An 18,028-nucleotide genomic window follows, 5' to 3' on the forward strand; every position below is an offset into this window, starting at 1 on the left:
TAACTGGACTGGCGCATTTAAGATATTTCACAATCTTTTCATTACGCAGGATTTTATTTGCATCCCGTTTTATTTTTAACGCGCTATATTTGCCCGTACAATCATTGCCAGGCAATTGAATTCTATTCACTTTGCCAATCTGTTCACAATTCCAACAGCATGAAAATAAAGCCAGCATTATCAAGAAGATAATTCCGGTAAGAGCCATTAAAAACGAATAAAAACAGGAAAATGAACGTTGGGGATTATAACCAGCTGATGTGTAACAAAAAAGCGGGAAGCGCGGCGGGAGTTAGATGTTATTTAACTAAGGAAAGACAAAAATAAACTAAGCAAAGGGCGGCAAGGCCGCCCTTTTGACGATTAGAAATCGTAACGCAGACGGACCAGGTTCATGTCGCCCAGATCGTCGGTGCTGGAGGTAAACACGTGTTCGTAGTCCACGCGGAAACCGTAATCCAGTTGGAAGCTGATACCCACGCCGTTATCGATGCGCTGGTAGTTGCGGCCATTCACGTATTCAATACGGTCACCCATAAAGTATGGCTGAACGGATTTAAGCGCGTACTGGCCCACCGGGATTTTGTAGCCCGCGAAGTATTCAATACCCCACGCATCGCCCGCGAAGTAATCGTGAACGGAGGATTTTTTGGTGGTCATAAAGTTCTGATACCAGCCGCCGCCAACGGAGAACGTCCAGTTATCCGGCGTCCAGCTCAGCGCCGTACCCACGATGTTCTGATCGTAAGTTTTACCGTCGTTGTTGTAGGTGGTATTCATATCCGCACGGGTATAGTTCCATGCCGTACCCCAGGAGAGGTCGTCGGTGATATGGTAATCCACACCCAGTGAACCGCCGCCTTTACGTTTGTACAGCAGACCGTTGTTGAGGTTCAAATCATCGCTGAATAGATAAGACGCGTAGAGATCAACATCGCCTACCGTTTTCTTATACTTCAGTGATTTACGGGTACGATAAGAACCATCGTAGTCGCCGTTGATACCGTTACCCGGCGCCTGACCAATCATGTCATAGTCCCAGATATCGGTTTTCGCACCGACCACATCGTAGTAGATGCTGTTTTGTTGACCGAAGGTCAGCGTACCCCAGGTATCGCTCTTCAGGCCGGTGTAGAGCATACGACGAGTCGTGTCGTTGGCGCCTTCAGCGTAGTGGTTATCCCAGTCGAAGACTGCCGGAATGTTCACGCCCAGTTCGTAGTAGCTGATCCAGCTAATGTCATCGAACAGGTAGTAATCCGCGGCGAAGCGGAAACGCGTGCCGCCGTCAAAACCGTTACGTTTGTAAGAGCCTTTGTCACCATCGCCGGTCATCATGTTGAACTGCGGACGAATACTCCCGCCCACGGTGAAGTTCAGACGGCTAAGCGGGTTCCCGGCCTGCGGATCCTGCTTGAGCAGGGTAATTTCAGCCTGGGATGCGAAAGACGTTAAAGCCACTGCAGCACCGATCGATAACGCCAGTGCTTTCATTTTTATAGTCATTATTTTTCCTTGATAGATTTATAGCCAACTATCTGGCTAACAAATATTATCGTTTATTAATAAATTCCACCTCGCTGATTTTTAATGAAACGTGCGCTTTAGGTTTCCAGAATTACCGAAAGGTGCCGTAAAACAGGCAACGTGATGAAAGGATGAGCGATTTCGATGAGAAGCGAGGAAGCGTGATGGCGGTTACCCGGCATTGCTGTGCTCCGCCGGGTAACGTCAGGACAGAATTAGCTTGAGAACTGGCGGAACAGCGCCCGCCCCTTCAGCAGGCGCAGGCCCAAACCGCCGCCGCACAGAGACAGCAGGAACGCCCCGCACAACGGCAACGATACCCACAGACGCCAGTCCGGCGACCACGGGAAATCAAACACGTGAGTTTGCAGCATCGCCAGCGCGGTTTCGGCTCCGATGGCTGCCACCAGGCCGGAAATCGCCCCGAGCAGGGCAAACTCGGCCCACAGCGTCATTCGCAGCAGCGACTTTCCTGCCCCGAGGGTGCGATACACCACCAGCTCCTGATGACGCTGACGCATCCCCACCTGCACCTGCGCCAACAGCAGCAGCACGCCGCAGGCCGTCACCAGCACCACCATCACCTCCAGCGCGCGGCTTACCTGGGCCAGCACCTGGCCGATCTGCTTTAATATCGCCCCAATATCCAGCAGGCTGACCGTCGGGAACTCGCGGTTAAGCTGCGTCAACAGCGTGTTGCCGCGATCCCAGCGGAAGCTGGTCAGCCAACTCTGCGGCTGACCGTCCAGCGCGCCGTCGGGGAAGATAAAGAAGAAGTTTGGCCGCAGGCTTTCCCAGTCAACTTTACGAATACTGCTCACCTTCGCGGTGAAGTCCTGAGTGTCGCCGGTAAAAGTGACGTTATCGCCGAGACGAATCTTCAAGCGCTGCGCCAATCCCTCTTCAATCGAGACCTCCCCGGCCTTTGGCGGCCAGATTCCGGCCACCAGCGGGTTATGCGCCGGTCGCTGGCTTTGCCAGGTCAGGTTCAGCTCGCGGTTGAGCGACTCATCCTTATTGCCTTCGGTACTCTGACCGTTAATCTGCGTCAGCCGTGCGCGGACAATCGGGTAGAACGCCGCCGGTATCACCTGGTGCTCGGCAAGGAACGTTTTCACCTCACTGACCTGCTCCGGCGCGATATTGATCAGGAAATAGTTCGGACTTTCCGGCGGCAGTTGCTGTTGCCAACGATCCAGCAGATCGCCGCGCAGCACCAGCAGCAGCGCCAGCAGCATAAACGACAGCGAGAAAGCCGCCAGCTGGCTCAGCGTCGACCACGGTTGACGCAGCAGGCGGTTCACCGCCAGACGCAGCGGCAGCGCGCGCAAGGTCAGGCGTTTCAGAACCTTCAGCAGCAGCCAGCCCACCAGGCCGCACAGTGCCGCCAACACCACCGCGCCGGCCAGCACCGACCACAGCAGCGGGCTGCCGCCCATCAGCCAGGCGAGCAGCAGGACAGTGACCCCGCTCACCAGCGGCAGGTAAATTTTCAGCGGCCAGACGTTGGCGACAATATCCTGGCGCAATACGCGCAGCGGTTGCGTCGCCAGCAGCAATCGGTACGGGCGCAGTCCCACCAGCAGGGAAATCACCGTCATCGCCCCCACTGCCCACAGCCACGGCCAGGCGCTGGCGGCGGGCAGCGCCGCAGGCAGCACCGGCTTCAGCAAGGTCAGCAGGATAGATTCAAACAGCAGCCCCATCGCGCCGCCCGCCAGCGCGGAGAGCGCCAGCAACAGCAGCCACTGGCCGATAATCAGCTTACGCAGCTGCGCCCGCCCGGCCCCCAGCGTTTTGAGGATGGCCACCAGATCGTAGCGGCTGCGGCAGTAGTGCCCCATCGCCACCGCCACGGCAGCCACCGCCAGCAGCAGCGTCAGCAATGCCGACAACAGTAAAAATTGCTGGGAACGCTGCAACGATTTGCCCAACGCGCCGTCGTCCTGATCCGGCCCGATCCAGCGGTTCTCAGGTTTGAGCTGCGGTAGCAGCCAGCTTTCATAGCTCGCCAGCTGCGCCGCATTGCCAGCGAACATATAGCGCCAGCTCACCCGGCTACCGGGCTGCACCGCGCCGGTTTTCGCCACGTCGGCCAGGTTCATCATCAGGCGCGGAGCCATCTGGAACGGGTTAAAGCCGCTGTCCGGCTCCTGCACAATCTCCCCGGCGATACGCAACGTGGCATCGCCAACATCGATATTGTCGCCGGTTTTCAGGTTCAGCAGCGCCAGCAGACGCGGCGCCAGCAGTACCGTGCCGGCGGCGGGCTTCAGGCTGGCCGGCGTGGTTTCCAGAACGCCATACAGCGGGTAGCTATCGTCCACCGCCTTCACATCCGCCAGCTGCGGGGTATCGCCCGCCCAGGTCATGGTGGAGAAGTTAATCTGCTCGCCCACCGTCAGCCCCAGCGCACGGGCTTTTTCCAGCCATTCGCGAGGCACTTCACGCGAGCTACGCAGCACCCGGTCGCCCGCCATATATTCACGACTTTGCTGATTAAGCCCTTTGTCCATTCGGTCGCTGATACTGCCCAGCGCCAGCACGCAGGCCACCGCCAGGCTTAGCGCCAGCCAGACAATCAGCAGCGACGGCGAGCGCCATTCTCGCCAGAACCAGCGTAAAATCATGCTTCCTCCCGGAGCTGCCCGTCGACCAGACGCAGACGGCGGTCACAGCGGGCGGCCAGCTGAGCGTCATGGGTAACCAGAATCAGCGTGGTGCCGTGTTCGCGGTTGAGCGAAAACAGCAGGTCGGCAATTTTGTCGCCGGTATGGCGGTCGAGGTTACCGGTTGGCTCATCGGCGAACAGCAAATCCGGGCGGCCGTTGAACGCGCGGGCCAGCGCCACGCGCTGCTGCTCGCCGCCGGAAAGCTGGGCGGGAAGATGCTGGAGGCGTTTGCCAAGCCCGAGCTGTTCCAGCAGTGCTTTTGCCCCCTGTCGGCTTTGCGCGTCGCTTTCACCGCGCAGCAGCGCCGGTAGCTCGACGTTTTCCAGCGCGTTGAGGGTCGGTATCAACATAAAAGATTGAAACACAAAGCCGATATGCTGAGCGCGCAGGCGTGCCCGAGCCTCTTCGTCCATGTTATCCAGCGGCTGGCCTAACAGCTTCACCGTGCCGCTGCTGCCATCGTCCAGCCCGGCAAGAATCGCCAGCAGCGTCGACTTGCCGGAACCCGACTCGCCAATTAAAGCAAGGGTTTGCGCCGGTTTGACAATCAGGTTAACTCCGGTAAGGATGGAAAGCTCATGCTCCCCCTGACCGACGGATTTCTTAAGATGATGCACTTCAAGTACGTTTTCCGCTGGCATTTGCCTTTCCTGTTTTTAATACTGTTTAGCCTTCGCGCCGCGGCGGCGGACACGCTGTTAGTTCTTGGCGATAGCCTGAGCGCGGGCTATCGCATGGCGGGTACTGCCGCCTGGCCTGCCCTGCTTAACGACAAGTGGCAGCCTGATATCACGGTCATCAACGGCAGCATCAGCGGCGACACCGCCCAGCAGGGGCTGGCGCGCCTGCCCGCATTGCTGAAACAGCACCAGCCGCGCTGGGTGCTGGTCGAGCTTGGCGGCAACGACGGCCTGCGCGGATTTCCACCGCAGCAGATTGAACAGACCCTGCGCACCGTTTTGCAGCAGGTCAAAGCCGCTAACGTCCAGCCACTGTTAATGCAAATTCGTCTGCCCGCAAACTACGGACGCCGCTATAATGAGGCGTTTAGCGCGGTTTATCCGAAACTCGCCAGCGAATTCACTATTCCACTGCTGCCCTTCTTTATGGAAGAGGTCTACCTTAAGCCGCAGTGGATGCAGGATGACGGCATTCATCCCAACCGTGACGCCCAGCCGTTTATTGCCGACTGGATGGCGACACGTCTGGCTCCATTAGTTAATCACGACGCCGGAAAGTAAAGCGGTGTCTTCAGGTAAAGTTATGCAAAAATCGGTCTTAATTACAGGATGTTCCAGCGGCATTGGCCTGGAAAGCGCGCTTGAGCTGAAGCGTCAGGGGTTTCGCGTGCTCGCCGCCTGCCGTAAACCTGAGGATGTGAAGCGGATGAACGGCATGGGCTTCACCGGCGTGCTGCTCGACCTCGACAGCCCGGAGAGCATCGATGCCGCCGCCGAAGAGGTCATCGCGCTCACCCATAATCGCCTGTTCGGCCTGTTCAACAACGCGGGCTATGGCGTCTACGGCCCGTTGACCAGCATCAGCCGTGAGCAGATGGAGCAGCAATTTTCCGCCAACTTCTTTGGCGCTCATCAGCTTACCATGCGTCTGCTGCCCGCCATGGTGCCTCACGGCGAGGGGCGCATTGTGATGACCTCCTCGGTGATGGGGCTGATTTCCACGCCGGGACGCGGTGCCTACGCGGCCAGCAAATATGCGCTGGAGGCGTGGTCCGACGCGCTGCGCATGGAGCTGCGTCATTCCGGCATCAAGGTCAGCCTGATCGAACCCGGCCCGATTCGCACCCGCTTTACCGACAACGTGAACCAGACCAGCGACCAGGCGGTGGAAAACCCGGGTATTGCGGCTCGTTTTACGCTCGGCCCGGACGCGGTGGTAGAAAAGGTGCGTCACGCCTTCATCAGCGATAAGCCGAAATTACGCTACCCGGTCACCCTGGTCACCCATGCCGTATGCTGGCTAAAACGCGTGCTGCCGGGGCGCGCCATGGACAAAATTCTGCAGGGGTAACGTTGAAGCGTGCGCTTTTGCCCCCATCTCGAATACAAACCGACTACAGAGAATGACTCATGTCCGTACAGAATATTGTAAACATTACTGAAGCTAACCTGCACCAGACGCTGGAACAATCCGTTGCCACGCCGGTGCTGTTCTACTTCTGGTCCGAGCGCAGCCAGCACTGCCTGGAGCTGACGCCGGTGCTGGAAAATCTGGCGGCGCAGTATAACGGTCAGTTTATTCTGGCGAAGGTCGACTGCGACGCCGAGCAGATGGTCGCCTCACAGTTTGGCCTGCGCGCCATCCCGACCGTCTACCTGTTCCAGAACGGCCAGCCGGTTGACGGCTTCCAGGGCCCGCAGCCGGAAGAGGCCATTCGCGCGCTGCTCGATAAAGTGCTGCCGCGTGAAGAAGAGCTGAAGGCGCAAGAAGCGCTGGCGCTGATTCAGGAAGGTAAGCACGCCGAAGCGCTGCCGCTGCTGAAAGACGCCTGGCAGCTTTCCGGCCAGGACAGCCAGATCGGCCTGCTGCTGGCGGAAACGCAGATTGCGCTCAATCGCTCTGAAGACGCGGAAGCGGTGCTGAAAACTATTCCGATGCAGGATCAGGATACCCGCTATCAGGGGCTGGTCGCGCAGATTGAGCTGTTGAAGCAGGCGGCGGATACGCCGGAGATTCAGCAACTGCAACAACAAGTAGAGCAAAACCCGGACGACGCGGCGCTGGCCTCGAAGCTGGCGCTGCAGCTGCATCAGGTTGGGCGTAACGAAGAGGCGCTGGAACTGCTGTTCAGCCATCTGCGTAAAGATTTAGGCGCGGCCGATGGTCAGGCGCGCAAAATGTTGCAGGAAATTCTGGCCGCGCTGGGCACCGGCGACGCGCTGGCGTCGAAGTACCGCCGCCAGTTGTATTCGCTGCTGTACTAACAGCGAGCGTTATCTTGTCGGCCTGATGGCGCTACGCCTGGCAGGCCGACGTTTCACTATGCGCTACGCGCGCTTCTTCAACGACGTTACCACCAGCTGATGACGGGCGTTGTAAAACTTCCGATAGGTCAGATAGCAGGCAATAATGGTCGACAGGCTGGCGGTCGAAAGCAGCATAAAAGTGACCATAATCTGATACTTAATCGCCTTCACCGGGTCGATACCAGCAAAAATCAGCCCCGACATCATCCCCGGTAAGCTCACCAGCCCCACGGTTTTCGCCGAATCCACGGTCGGAATTAACGACGCGCGAATGCTCTCGCGAATCAGCCGCGCGGAGGCCATTTTCGGCGTCGCCCCCAGGCTCAGTTTTTCCTGAATTTGCTGCTGCTCGGCGCTAAAGCGCTGGCCGAGGTTGTTGTAGCACAGCCCCACCGCAATCATGGCGTTACCGGCGATCATCCCGGAGATCGGGATCACCTGCATTGGCACAAAGGCAATCGAGCCGGAAAAAACCAGCACAGCCAGCGTCAGCCCGGCCCCGGTGGTAATGGCGATAAACGACGATACGAAGGCTTTATCGATATACTTACTGCGCTTTTGCGCGTTATACGCCGCGTTAAAGCAGATAAACAGCACCATCAGCAGCGTCAACACCGCATGGTTAACGTTGAAAATATACTTCAGCACGTAGCCGACAATAATCAGCTGCACCACCGCCCGGCAGATACTCCAGATGATGTCTTTTTCCAGCGCCAGCTTTTCCCGGTAGCTCACCAGAATCGCCACCAGCACCAGCACCATCGACAGTGCCAGTGATTGGTTCGTAATAATATGTTCGTTATTCATGACGTGACTCCCTGACGCTCTCCTGATGGGATGGCAGCGTAATCACTTCATCCGCATGGCTAATTTCATCTTTATCGTGGGTCACCCACAGCACGGCGACGTTTTGCTCGCGGACATACTGATGAATAATCTCATTCACGTTCTTTTTATTTTGCTCATCCAGCGCGCTGGTAATTTCATCGAGCAATAAAACCTTGGGCAAAAATTGTAGATTGCGAATCAACGAAACCCGCTGTTTTTCCCCACCGGACAGATCATTAATCGATTTTGACAGCGTATCTTCCGCCAGATCAAAGCGCGACAACTGGCCCAGAAAACGATCGGGATCCGGCTGCTGATTACGGATTTGCCAGGGGAAAATCAAGTTGTCGTAAACCGTATCGCCAAACAGCGCGGGCGTCTGCGCGCAGTAAGAAACCTGCTGGCGATAGGCTTCCGGCGACAGGGTATTGATATCCTGCCCGGCAAACAGAATTTGTCCGCCGCTCGGTGAAAGGAGCGAAGCGATGATTTTTAATAAAGTGCTTTTACCGCAGCCTGACGGGCCGGTGATGAGCTTAAATTCACCGGGGGCCACGCTAAGATTGATATTCTCAAGGACCGTTTTCTTGCCAATATGAAAGCTTACCTGCGTAAGCTGTAGAATCGCGCTATTTTCCTTCATTGCCTTTCTTTGCCCTGTTTTTTCTTTTATCTCTTGTAGTGTAACGCCAATTAATTTCAGGGGGCGAATTTCACCGCCAGAGCCGATATACTTATTGCAGTTACGGACAGTAAAACAGGAGGTTTTATGCTGGTGTTTATCCCTATTCTTATCTTCGTCGCACTGGTAGTCGTCGCCGCGGGGGTCAAAATCGTCCCGCAGGGTTATCAGTGGACGGTTGAACGTTTTGGCCGCTACACCAAAACCCTGCATCCAGGCTTAAGTCTTGTCGTGCCGTTTATGGATCGTATTGGCCGCAAAATCAACATGATGGAGCAGGTTCTCGATATTCCATCGCAGGAAGTTATCTCTAAAGACAACGCCAACGTCGCCATCGACGCCGTGTGCTTTATTCAGGTGATCGACGCGCCAAAAGCGGCGTACGAGGTCAGCAACCTGGAACTGGCGATCATCAACCTGACGATGACCAACATTCGTACCGTGCTCGGTTCCATGGAGCTCGACGAAATGCTCTCCCAGCGCGATAACATCAATACCCGCCTGCTGCATATTGTCGACGAAGCCACCAATCCGTGGGGGATTAAAATCACCCGTATTGAGATTCGCGACGTGCGCCCACCGGCAGAGCTTATCGACGCGATGAACGCGCAGATGAAGGCCGAACGTACCAAGCGTGCCTATATCCTGGAAGCTGAAGGGATCCGCCAGGCGCAGATCGTCAAAGCCGAAGGTGAAAAACAGGCGCAGATTCTCACCGCCGAGGGCGAGCGTCAGTCCGCGTTCCTGCAGGCAGAAGCCCGCGAGCGTTCCGCAGAAGCGGAAGCGCGCGCCACCAAAATGGTCTCTGAAGCGATTGCCGCCGGGGATATTCAGGCGATTAACTACTTTGTGGCGCAAAAATACACCGATGCCCTCCAGCAGATTGGCTCGGCGAATAATAGCAAAGTGGTGATGATGCCGCTGGATGCCAGCAGCCTGATGGGGTCTATCGCCGGGGTTGCCGAGCTGATTAAAGACAGCAGCCGCGACCGGAAATCATCATGATCGCGCTGGTGCTGGCGCACCCACATATCTTCTGGCTGAGCCTCGGCGGCCTGCTGCTGGCGGCAGAAATGCTCGGCGGTAGCGGCTATTTGCTGTGGAGCGGCGTGGCCGCGGCGGCAACCGGGCTGATAACCTGGGTGCTGCCGGTCGACTGGGCATGGCAGGGCGCGCTGTTTGCAGTGCTGACGCTACTGGCGGCCTGGCTGTGGTGGAAGTGGCTCAGCCGTCGGGGCGACAGGCAGCGCCCGGCGGAGAGTCAGCTTAACCAGCGTGGACAGCAGTTGCTGGGGCAGCGGTTTATCTTAGACAACGCGCTGGTCAACGGACGCGGCCATATGCGCGTCGGCGACAGTTCGTGGCCGGTCCGCGCCGACGAGGATCTGCCCGCGGGCAGCAACGTTGAGGTGATTGCGGTGGAAGGGATCGTCCTGCGTATCAGGCTCTCCCCTCCTCGTTAGTCGTCAAACCTGGGCTTTACGATGGCAGCAGCCGGAAAGATTATCAATAATCGGGCAGTCGGCGCTGTCATCTCCCGGGCAGGATGCCGCCAGTGACAGCAGCTGCTCGCGCATCGCCTGCAGATCGCTGATGTGGCGCTCAATATCCGCCACTTTCTGTAGCGTATAGGCTTTGACGTCGGCGCTGTGGCGTTTCGGGTCGTTAAACAGATTCACCAGCTCGCCGCACTCTTCCAGATTAAACCCAACCTGCCGCGCCTGGCGCAGCAGCGTAAACTCATCCAGATGCTTTTGCGTGTAGCTGCGGTAGCCGTTCTCGCTGCGCAGCGGCGGCGTCACCAGCCCCTTCTCTTCATAAAAGCGAATGGCTTTGCTGGTCAAACCGGTTTTTTTGGCAACATCACTGATATTCACGTTTCCCCCTTGACCTTCCCCTTGCTGGAAGGTTTAACCTTTCTCACTGTAGACCAAAAGATGAATTTGGTCACCCATCAATTGAGGAGAGGAATATGTCTCAAACTATCGATCTGGTGCTGGACGGTCTGTCCTGCGGCCACTGCGTCAAACGCGTGAAGGAGAGCCTGGAGCAGCGTCCTGACGTTGACCATGCGGAAGTGACCATCGATGCGGCGCACGTTACCGGCAGCGCGAGCGCCGAGGCGTTGATTGACACCATCAAACAAGCCGGTTACGGCGCGGAGCTCAGCCACCCAAAGGCTAAACCGCTGGCAGAGTCATCACTCCCGTCGGAAGCACTGACAGCGGCCTCCCCTGAGCTTCCGGCAGCACAGGAACTGGATGACAGCCAACAGCTGCTGATCAACGGTATGAGCTGCGCCAGCTGCGTTTCCCGGGTCCAGAATGCCTTGCAGGCGGTACCGGGCGTGGTCCAGGCACGGGTAAACCTGGCGGAGCGCACGGCCCTGGTCATGGGTCATGCGTCCGCCAGCGATTTAGTCCAGGCCGTAGAGAAAGCCGGCTACGGCGCAGAAGCCATTGAAGACGATATTAAACGCCGCGAACGTCAGCAGGAAACCGCGCTGGCGACCATGAAACGTTTTCGCTGGCAGGCGATCGTCGCCCTGCTGGTAGGTGTGCCAGTCATGGTCTGGGGCATGATCGGCGACAATATGATGGTCTCCGACGACAACCGCTCGCTGTGGCTGGTTATCGGCCTCGTCACCCTGGCGGTGATGGTGTTTGCCGGTGGTCATTTTTACACCAGCGCATGGAAAAGCCTGAAGAACCGTACCGCGACGATGGATACCCTCGTGGCGCTCGGTACCGGTGTCGCCTGGCTGTATTCGATGAGCGTCAACCTGTGGCCGCAGTGGTTCCCGATGGAAGCCCGCCACCTCTATTACGAAGCCAGCGCCATGATTATTGGTCTGATTAACCTTGGCCATATGCTGGAAGCGCGAGCGCGCCAGCGTTCGTCCCGGGCGCTGGAAAAATTGCTCGACCTGACGCCGCCCACCGCGCGGGTTGTCACCGACGACGGTGAAAAAACGGTGCCGCTCGCCGACGTACAGCCGGGTATGATCCTGCGCCTCGCCACCGGCGACCGCGTTCCCGTCGACGGCGAAATCAGCCAGGGCGAAGCCTGGTTCGATGAAGCGATGCTGACCGGCGAGCCGATTCCGCAGCAGAAAGGCGATGGCGACAGCATTCACGCCGGTACGGTGGTGCAGGACGGCTCAGTCTTATTCCGCGCAAGCGCCGTGGGTAGCCATACCACGCTGTCACGTATTATCAAAATGGTGCGCCAGGCGCAGAGCAGCAAGCCGGAAATCGGCCAGTTGGCGGATAGAATTTCCGCCGTGTTCGTGCCGGTGGTGGTGGCGATCGCCATTTTCAGCGCCGCCATCTGGTACTTCTTTGGCCCTGCGCCGCAGATTGTCTACACCCTGGTGATCGCTACCACGGTGCTGATCATCGCCTGTCCGTGTGCGCTGGGTCTGGCTACGCCGATGTCGATTATTGCCGGTGTCGGTCGCGCCGCAGAGTATGGCGTGCTGGTCCGCGACGCCGACGCGCTACAGCGCGCCAGTGAACTGACCACGCTGGTGTTTGATAAAACCGGTACCTTGACCGAAGGTAAGCCGCAGGTTGTCGCGGTGAAAACCCTCGGCGCGATCGGTGAATCGACCGCGATGCGCCTGGCCGCCGCGCTGGAGCAAGGTTCGAACCACCCTCTGGCGCGCGCAATTCTGGAGAAAGCCGCCGATAACACGTTGCCACAGGTCACCGCGTTCCGCACGCTACGTGGGCTGGGGGTCAGCGGCGAGACCGAAGGACACACGCTGCTGCTGGGCAACCAGGCGTTGATGCACGAACAGCAGGTGGATACCCGCGAGCTGGATAACGAACTGGCTCAGCAGGCGGCTCAGGGAGCCACGCCGGTACTGCTCGCCATTGATGGTCAAGCTGCCGCGCTGTTCGCCATTCGCGATCCGCTGCGTGGCGATAGCGTCGCCGCCTTGCAGCGACTGCATCAGGAAGGCTATCGACTGGTGATGCTGACCGGTGATAACCCGGTAACCGCTAACGCCATTGCCAAAGAGGCGGGCATTGATGAAGTGATTGCCGGCGTACTGCCGGACGGTAAAGCGCAGGCGATTAAAGACCTGCAGGCGCAGGGCCAGAAGGTGGCAATGGTCGGCGATGGTATCAACGATGCCCCGGCGCTGGCGCAGGCCGACGTCGGTATCGCCATGGGCGGCGGCAGCGATGTAGCGATTGAAACCGCGGCGATTACGCTGATGCGCCACAGCCTGGTGGGCGTTGCCGATGCGCTGGCGATCTCCCGCGCCACGTTGCGCAATATGAAGCAGAACCTGCTCGGCGCCTTCGTCTATAACTCGCTGGGCATTCCGATTGCCGCGGGGATCCTCTGGCCGCTGACCGGTACGCTGCTCAACCCGGTCGTTGCCGGAGCCGCGATGGCGCTCTCTTCCATTACGGTAGTGAGCAACGCCAACCGCCTGCTGCGCTTTAAACCCAAAGCCTGATCCACCGCCCTGCCCGAAACGGGCAGGGCGCGTTTGCACCTTTCTCCCCAGCGCGCTAGCATGGAATTTTCCTTCCAGGGAGCGCGGATGAGTCTGTTATATCAACTACAACGTCTATGGCGAACCCTGCGCGGTTCGCCTTACGGCTGGCCAGCGCTCGACGTGTCGCTGCCCGGTGGCCGCCACCTGCATCTGGTCGGCAGCATTCATATGGGGACACGCGATATGTCTCCCCTACCGGCAAAGCTGGTGAAGAAACTGCATCAAGCTGACGCGCTGATTGTCGAAGCCGATATTTCCGGCAATGAAACGCCGTTCAGCAATCTGCCGGAATTCCCGCCACTCGCCGAGCGTCTGAGTGCCGAACAGTTAAGCGAACTGGAAAAACGGGTCAGCGAGCAAGGAATGTCGCTGGTCCGCTTTGATAACCAGCCGTTATGGCAGATAGCGATGGTGCTGCAAGCCACCCAGGCGCAGCGGCTGGGATTACGTCCGGACTACGGCATTGATTACCAGTTGCTGCAAGCTGCGCGCGCGGCGTCGCTGCCGGTTCAGGAACTGGAGGGCGCAGACAGCCAGGTCAGCCTTTTGTGCCAGTTGCCCGACGGCGGCATGGCGCTGCTCGACGATACGCTGACGCACTGGCACACCAATGCGCGACTGTTACAGGTGATGATCGGCTGGTGGCTCGAGCAGCCACCGACGAACGGCAGGACTTCGTTGCCCAATACCTTTAGTCAGTCGCTGTATGATGTGCTGATGGTGAAGCGAAATGAAGCCTGGCGCGACGCGCTGCTGGCGCTGCCGCCGGGGCGCTATGTGGTCGCCGTGGGAGCGCTTCATCTGTATGGCGAAGGCAATCTGCCGGAGATGCTGAAATAAAAAAATGGCCAATATCTCTATTGGCCCGTCAAAGAGGAATTTCATCATTATTATTATCCCGAAGTAATCACTCCGGATCTTTCGATTGTCGCTCAAAGTTGCTGCAACTGCCAATACCTATTGCGCAAGATTATACTATTTTTTAGTCCGTTTTAGGGCGTATGCTGGCTGCATACCCTGTCTGTAGTAAGAAGGAACGTTATGACTCCCGCGGTTAAGTTACTCGAAAAGAACAAGATCCCGTTTAGCATTCATACCTACGATCACGATCCGAATGAAACGAACTTTGGTGACGAGGTGGTGCGAAAATTAGGACTGAACGCTGACCAGGTTTACAAAACTCTGCTGGTGGCGATGAACGGCGATATGAAACAGCTGGCGGTAGCGGTCACGCCGGTCGCCGGACAGCTGGATTTAAAAAAGGTCGCGAAGGCTTTAGGGGCGAAAAAAGTCGATATGGCCGATCCGATGGTGGCCCAGCGCGTCACCGGCTATCTGGTCGGTGGCATTAGCCCACTGGGGCAAAAAAAGCGTCTGCCCACGGTGATTGATGCGCCGTCGCAGGAATTTGCTTCGATTTATGTTTCAGGCGGCAAACGCGGGCTCGATATTGAGCTGGCGGCGGGTGATTTAGCGAAAATTCTTGGCGCGACGTTTGCGGATATTGCGCGACGGGATTAAACAGACGATTCTCCCCTCACCTAAACCCTCTCCCCAAAAGGGAGAGGGTATTGAACAACGCCCGAGCTTACTGCCAGCTCACTTCCCCTTTCGGTTCGTAAGCATTCACATTCAGCGGCGAGTTCTGCTCAATGTACTGCTTAAGCACCTCGGCATCGATAAACCCGGTATTCACATACCCTGGTTTGTTGTCGATTTTCGGATAGCCGTCACCGCCGGTAGCGTTAAAGCTCAGCGTCGCCAGACGATAGGTTTTCGCCGGGTCGACAGGTTCGCCTTTGATTTTCAGGTCCTGAAGCTGGCCGTTCTTCGCCACAAAGCTGACGTTGGCAAACTGCGGATAAGCACCGGAATCGGGCTTCATCTGCGCCACGGCGGTCAGATACTCCACCACCTCTTTACCGCTCATATCGGCGTACACCACCACGTTGCCAAACGGCTGCACCTTCAGCACGCTCTTGTAGGTAATATTTCCCGCTTCAATGGAATCACGAATACCGCCGCCGCTCATCACGCCAAAGTCGGCGCCGGTGCGCGCCATCTGCGCCGCCAGAATCAGGTGGCCCATGTTGGTCTGCACGAAGCGAACCTTGCTGCGGTCGCCTTCCAGATGCCCGTTCACGCTGCCCACTTTCACTTCCAGCTGCGCCTTGCCTTTACTCTGGAACGGCGTCAGCAGCGAGAGCATCTGCGGGTTTTCCGGAATTTGCGGCGTGTAAAGTACGCGCTCACTCTGCCCGTTATCGTAGGTGACTTTCTTCTTCAGGTTCACCGGGATCAGCTGATAGTGCACCATTTTCAGCTCGCCGTTGCGGAACTCGAAATCGGCGCGACCCACATATTTGCCCCACTCATGGGCCTGCACAATCCAGATACCGTTCTGTTTATCCGGAGCGCACGGGGTGCCCGGCACGTAGTCGACCTGCTTTTTATTCTCCGAAGCCATGCACACCGGATCCTGTGAGTGACCACCCACAATCATCGCTAACGCGCCGGTCGGCAGGCTGCGCGCCATCTCGACGTCGCCCGGCGCGTTTGAACCGTGTTCGCCGTTATCGTAGTGGCCCATGTGGGTCGCGGCCAGAATCAGGTCAGGCTTCTCTTTCTGCTGGAGCTCCTGAATCACCAGCTTCGCTTCTTCCGCCGGTTTGCGGAATTCAATATCGGTGAAGTATTCCGGGTTGCCAATTTTGGCGGTGTCATCGGTAGTTAAACCGATAACGGCAATTTTCAGGTCCTGGCGTTTAAAGATCGCCCACGGTTTAAACAGGCGTTCACCGGTACTTTTCTGGTAAATATTGGCGGAGAGGAACGGGAATTTGGCCCATTTTTCCTGCTGACGTAACACGCTCAGCGGGTTATCAAACTCATGGTTGCCGACAGCCATCGCGTCGTAGCCCACCAGATTCATGCCGCGGAAGTCTGGCTCGGCGTCCTGCAGGTCTGATTCCGGTACCCCGGTATTGATATCGCCGCCCGACAGCAGCAGTACGCTGCCGCCCTCCGCCGCGACTTCCTTACGAATGCCGTCGACCAGCGTTTTTTGCGCGGCCAGACCGTACTCGCCGTATTCACTGCGCCAGAAGTGCCCATGGTGATCGTTGGTATGCAGGATGGTGATTTTATACGTTTTATCTTGCTGATAAGCCTGTGAAGGCAGGCTGACTAACGACAGTGCCGTCAGCATCGCCAGCGCCACGCCTCGTTTGACGAATTGCATGTTTCTCTCCCTGAGTGAATAACAACCGCAGAAATTACAACGCTATGAAATATTAGTCTAATTTGTTTTCAGAAATGAGACTTCCTTCAAACGTCTTAGACAGGTATCTTAGTCTGATAATTATTATTAAAGCGTTTATCTCCAACATCGCACTACCAAATATAAGTGGAATCTATGGCAATCACTGAAACCAGCCCTACGCGGCCTGGCCCATCTGCGTCTTCGCAAAAGGGCCGTACCTCATTCGGTATCCTGGGAGCGATCAGTCTCTCCCACCTGCTCAACGACATGATTCAGTCGCTGATTCTGGCGATTTATCCGCTGCTGCAGTCCGAATTCTCTCTGACCTTCGTGCAGATTGGGATGATTACCCTCACCTTCCAGCTCACGTCGTCCCTCTTCCAGCCGGTCATCGGCTACATCACCGATAAGCGTTCGATGCCGTGGTCGCTGCCGGTGGGCATGTGCTTTACCCTGAGCGGGCTGGTGCTGCTGGCGCTGGCGGGCAGCTTCGGTACGGTGCTACTGGCCGCCGCGCTGGTGGGTACCGGCTCCTCGGTGTTCCATCCGGAATCATCCCGCGTGGCGCGAATGGCCTCCGGTGGCCGTCACGGCCTGGCGCAGTCAATCTTCCAGGTGGGCGGTAACTTCGGCAGTTCGCTGGGGCCGTTGCTGGCGGCGGTTATCATTGCGCCGTACGGGAAAGGCAACGTGGCCTGGTTTGTGCTGGCGGCGCTGTTGGCTATCGTTGTGCTGGCGCAGGTCAGCCGCTGGTACGCGGCACAGCACCGTATGGCGAAAGGTAAACCGAAAGCTGCGATTATCAATCCGCTGCCGAAAAACAAAGTGATTCTTGCCGTCTGCATCCTGCTGATGCTGATTTTCTCGAAATACTTCTATATGGCGAGCATTAGCAGCTACTACACCTTTTATCTGATGCAAAAATTCGGATTATCGGTACAAAACGCGCAGATTCACTTATTCGCCTTCTTGTTTGCGGTTGCCGCAGGGACCGTCATTGGCGGGCCGGTGGGTGACAAAATTGGCCGTAAATATGTGATTTGGGGCTCTATCCTCGGCGTTGCGCCGTTTACCCTCCTTTTACCCTACGCGACCCTTTGGTGGACCGGGATTTTAACGGTCATTATTGGATTTATCCTCGCCTCGGCGTTTTCTGCCATTCTGGTGTACGCGCAGGAGCTATTACCGGGGCGTATCGGTATGGTTTCCGGGCTATTCTTCGGTTTCGCTTTCGGCATGGGTGGCCTTGGCGCCGCCGTGTTGGGGCTGGTGGCTGACCATACCAGTATCGAGTTGGTTTATAAAATATGTGCTTTCCTACCACTTATTGGTATGTTGACCATATTCTTACCTGATAACCGCCAAAAACACTAAATTCCGGGCAGCCAAACCTTCATTTTGGCTGCCTCCTTTCTCCCCGCAACCGCGCGTCGTCTCTGACTTCTCATATTCAACTTTCATTTTTGTGCCATTTACTCTTAAAAATTCAATTTTTTAGCTAAATTCAAGAATTATTCACAAACAAAATAGTGGAAATTGTCATAAACTATTACG

The 18,028-nt window shown here is 57.1% G+C and carries 16 protein-coding genes; 9 read left to right on the plus strand and 7 right to left on the minus strand.

Translation table 11 applies throughout. The annotated features are described in order from the left end of the window. Positions 1 to 363 precede the first annotated feature (363 nt). The 3 genes from NNN71_RS17845 to ybbA all read right to left on the minus strand — a co-directional run bounded on the left by NNN71_RS17845 (position 364) and on the right by ybbA (position 4,840). A complete protein-coding gene (locus NNN71_RS17845) occupies positions 364 to 1,506 on the minus strand; it encodes a porin (protein ID WP_163445973.1) in 1,143 nt (380 codons plus the stop codon). A gap of 236 nt (positions 1,507 to 1,742) precedes the next feature. After that, positions 1,743 to 4,157, minus strand: coding sequence for a putative ABC transporter permease subunit YbbP (gene ybbP, locus NNN71_RS17850; RefSeq protein WP_271459026.1), 2,415 nt, complete (start codon positions 4,155 to 4,157; stop codon positions 1,743 to 1,745). After that, positions 4,154 to 4,840, minus strand: a complete 687-nt coding sequence (gene ybbA, locus NNN71_RS17855; protein ID WP_064548049.1) for a putative ABC transporter ATP-binding protein YbbA — start codon at positions 4,838 to 4,840, stop codon at positions 4,154 to 4,156. The genes ybbP and ybbA overlap by 4 nt, the downstream gene beginning before the upstream one ends. Between ybbA and tesA the strand changes: the two genes are divergently transcribed. Genes tesA through NNN71_RS17870 form a run of 3 tightly spaced genes read left to right on the plus strand, consistent with a single transcriptional unit; the run spans position 4,808 to position 7,144 of the window. Next, positions 4,808 to 5,440 (plus strand): multifunctional acyl-CoA thioesterase I/protease I/lysophospholipase L1, encoded by a 633-nt coding sequence (gene tesA / locus NNN71_RS17860; protein ID WP_191091009.1) that lies wholly within the window; start codon positions 4,808 to 4,810, stop codon positions 5,438 to 5,440. The genes ybbA and tesA overlap by 33 nt on opposite strands. Positions 5,441 to 5,462: 22 nt before the next feature. After that, positions 5,463 to 6,230, plus strand: a complete 768-nt coding sequence (locus tag NNN71_RS17865) for an SDR family oxidoreductase (protein WP_271459027.1) — start codon at positions 5,463 to 5,465, stop codon at positions 6,228 to 6,230. A 59-nt stretch (positions 6,231 to 6,289) separates the two neighbouring features. Beyond that, a complete protein-coding gene (locus NNN71_RS17870) occupies positions 6,290 to 7,144 on the plus strand; it encodes a co-chaperone YbbN (RefSeq protein ID WP_064548044.1) in 855 nt (284 codons plus the stop codon). A 63-nt stretch (positions 7,145 to 7,207) separates the two neighbouring features. Here NNN71_RS17870 and fetB read toward each other — a convergent pair whose 3' ends face one another. Beyond that, a complete protein-coding gene (gene fetB / locus NNN71_RS17875; RefSeq protein ID WP_167576455.1) occupies positions 7,208 to 7,993 on the minus strand; it encodes an iron efflux ABC transporter permease subunit FetB in 786 nt (261 codons plus the stop codon). Then, positions 7,986 to 8,657 carry an iron efflux ABC transporter ATP-binding subunit FetA gene (gene fetA, locus NNN71_RS17880; protein WP_271459028.1) on the minus strand — a complete coding sequence of 224 codons (672 nt, stop codon included), beginning with the start codon at positions 8,655 to 8,657 and terminating at the stop codon, positions 7,986 to 7,988. The genes fetB and fetA overlap by 8 nt, the downstream gene beginning before the upstream one ends. 126 nt (positions 8,658 to 8,783) lie before the next feature. Here fetA and NNN71_RS17885 point away from each other — a divergent pair, with 126 nt between their 5' ends. Continuing rightward, positions 8,784 to 9,701, plus strand: coding sequence for an SPFH domain-containing protein (locus tag NNN71_RS17885; RefSeq protein ID WP_064548038.1), 918 nt, complete (start codon positions 8,784 to 8,786; stop codon positions 9,699 to 9,701). Continuing rightward, positions 9,698 to 10,159: an NfeD family protein gene (locus NNN71_RS17890; RefSeq protein WP_271459029.1), complete on the plus strand. Its 462-nt coding sequence runs from the start codon at positions 9,698 to 9,700 to the stop codon at positions 10,157 to 10,159. The genes NNN71_RS17885 and NNN71_RS17890 overlap by 4 nt, the downstream gene beginning before the upstream one ends. A 3-nt stretch (positions 10,160 to 10,162) precedes the next feature. Here the strand turns inward: NNN71_RS17890 and cueR are convergent, their stop codons facing one another. After that, positions 10,163 to 10,573: a Cu(I)-responsive transcriptional regulator gene (gene cueR, locus NNN71_RS17895; RefSeq protein ID WP_065356834.1), complete on the minus strand. Its 411-nt coding sequence runs from the start codon at positions 10,571 to 10,573 to the stop codon at positions 10,163 to 10,165. A gap of 95 nt (positions 10,574 to 10,668) precedes the next feature. Here cueR and copA point away from each other — a divergent pair, with 95 nt between their 5' ends. The 3 genes from copA to ybaK all read left to right on the plus strand — a co-directional run bounded on the left by copA (position 10,669) and on the right by ybaK (position 14,733). Continuing rightward, a complete protein-coding gene (copA, locus tag NNN71_RS17900; RefSeq protein ID WP_271459030.1) occupies positions 10,669 to 13,170 on the plus strand; it encodes a copper-exporting P-type ATPase CopA in 2,502 nt (833 codons plus the stop codon). Between the two features lie 87 nt (positions 13,171 to 13,257). Beyond that, positions 13,258 to 14,052 (plus strand): TraB/GumN family protein, encoded by a 795-nt coding sequence (locus tag NNN71_RS17905; RefSeq protein ID WP_249022203.1) that lies wholly within the window; start codon positions 13,258 to 13,260, stop codon positions 14,050 to 14,052. Positions 14,053 to 14,253: 201 nt separating this feature from the next. Beyond that, a complete protein-coding gene (ybaK, locus tag NNN71_RS17910) occupies positions 14,254 to 14,733 on the plus strand; it encodes a Cys-tRNA(Pro)/Cys-tRNA(Cys) deacylase YbaK (RefSeq protein ID WP_035891819.1) in 480 nt (159 codons plus the stop codon). Between the two features lie 67 nt (positions 14,734 to 14,800). Here the strand turns inward: ybaK and ushA are convergent, their stop codons facing one another. Continuing rightward, on the minus strand, positions 14,801 to 16,453 hold the full coding sequence (gene ushA, locus NNN71_RS17915; protein WP_271459031.1) for a bifunctional UDP-sugar hydrolase/5'-nucleotidase UshA: 1,653 nt from the start codon (positions 16,451 to 16,453) through the stop codon (positions 14,801 to 14,803). 174 nt (positions 16,454 to 16,627) lie between these two features. On the opposite strand from ushA, the gene NNN71_RS17920 reads away from it, so the two are divergent. Continuing rightward, positions 16,628 to 17,848: an MFS transporter gene (locus NNN71_RS17920; protein WP_064548026.1), complete on the plus strand. Its 1,221-nt coding sequence runs from the start codon at positions 16,628 to 16,630 to the stop codon at positions 17,846 to 17,848. Positions 17,849 to 18,028 lie beyond the last annotated feature (180 nt).

It is taken from the genome of Kluyvera sp. Awk 3 (assembly GCF_028069715.1).
Classification (GTDB): Bacteria; Pseudomonadota; Gammaproteobacteria; order Enterobacterales; family Enterobacteriaceae; genus Kluyvera; species Kluyvera georgiana_A.

Excerpts from the sequence above, each read along its gene's own strand:
- fetA (WP_271459028.1), bottom strand. The coding sequence starts at position 8,657 with ATGAAGGAAAATAGCGCGATTCTACAGCTTACGCAGGTAAGCTTTCAT.
- NNN71_RS17885 (WP_064548038.1), top strand. The coding sequence starts at position 8,784 with ATGCTGGTGTTTATCCCTATTCTTATCTTCGTCGCACTGGTAGTCGTC.
- ybbA (WP_064548049.1), bottom strand. The coding sequence starts at position 4,840 with ATGCCAGCGGAAAACGTACTTGAAGTGCATCATCTTAAGAAATCCGTC.
- fetB (WP_167576455.1), bottom strand. The coding sequence starts at position 7,993 with ATGAATAACGAACATATTATTACGAACCAATCACTGGCACTGTCGATG.
- copA (WP_271459030.1), top strand. The coding sequence starts at position 10,669 with ATGTCTCAAACTATCGATCTGGTGCTGGACGGTCTGTCCTGCGGCCAC.
- NNN71_RS17845 (WP_163445973.1), bottom strand. The coding sequence starts at position 1,506 with ATGACTATAAAAATGAAAGCACTGGCGTTATCGATCGGTGCTGCAGTG.
- NNN71_RS17890 (WP_271459029.1), top strand. The coding sequence starts at position 9,698 with ATGATCGCGCTGGTGCTGGCGCACCCACATATCTTCTGGCTGAGCCTC.
- NNN71_RS17905 (WP_249022203.1), top strand. The coding sequence starts at position 13,258 with ATGAGTCTGTTATATCAACTACAACGTCTATGGCGAACCCTGCGCGGT.
- NNN71_RS17920 (WP_064548026.1), top strand. The coding sequence starts at position 16,628 with ATGGCAATCACTGAAACCAGCCCTACGCGGCCTGGCCCATCTGCGTCT.
- tesA (WP_191091009.1), top strand. The coding sequence starts at position 4,808 with ATGATGCACTTCAAGTACGTTTTCCGCTGGCATTTGCCTTTCCTGTTT.
- NNN71_RS17865 (WP_271459027.1), top strand. The coding sequence starts at position 5,463 with ATGCAAAAATCGGTCTTAATTACAGGATGTTCCAGCGGCATTGGCCTG.
- ybbP (WP_271459026.1), bottom strand. The coding sequence starts at position 4,157 with ATGATTTTACGCTGGTTCTGGCGAGAATGGCGCTCGCCGTCGCTGCTG.
- ybaK (WP_035891819.1), top strand. The coding sequence starts at position 14,254 with ATGACTCCCGCGGTTAAGTTACTCGAAAAGAACAAGATCCCGTTTAGC.
- NNN71_RS17870 (WP_064548044.1), top strand. The coding sequence starts at position 6,290 with ATGTCCGTACAGAATATTGTAAACATTACTGAAGCTAACCTGCACCAG.
- ushA (WP_271459031.1), bottom strand. The coding sequence starts at position 16,453 with ATGCAATTCGTCAAACGAGGCGTGGCGCTGGCGATGCTGACGGCACTG.